General features: G+C 61.3%; 1 pseudogene. It reads left to right on the top strand.

Going from position 1 to position 447, the window contains the following annotated elements:
* Nucleotides 1-137: 137 nt before the first annotated feature.
* Nucleotides 138-447, top strand: a pseudogene (locus DVK07_RS21765) (histidine kinase); the annotation flags it as partial.

Genomic DNA, 447 nt, shown 5'->3' with positions numbered 1-447 from the left:
ACGGCATGAGCGTCCGCGGCGCGGTGCGCGACATCTCGAACCGAAAAGAGCGCGAAGAGCGACTCATGGTGCTGAATCGGGTGCTTCGGCACAACCTGCGGAACAATCTTAATATCGTCAGCGGGTACGCACGAGAATTGCGCCGAGACCTCGACGCAGTCGACCTCCCGACGGAGAAGGGCGACTACGACCAGTTGGCCGAGACGGTGACGAACCTCAGCGAGACGACCAGCGGTATCGATGCCGAACTTCGAGCGCTCGACGAGATAGTCACCGCGGCGAGTCAGTTTTCGGTCGAGGCGATGGTCTCGAAGACGGACCGAATCATCGAGAACGCCGACGACCTCATGTCGACCGGCGAGAAGGCCCGGCGGTTCGAGAACGTCGTGGAGGAATCCACCGACAAGCAGCCGGTTCGCGTCGACGACGTGTTGTCGGATATCAAGC

Origin of the sequence: Halorubrum sp. Atlit-26R (assembly GCF_003666015.1) — an archaeon.
Lineage (GTDB): Archaea > Halobacteriota > Halobacteria > Halobacteriales > Haloferacaceae > Halorubrum.
Note: the sequence above shows the minus strand (reverse complement) of the source record. Positions and strands in the feature narration are given on the sequence as shown.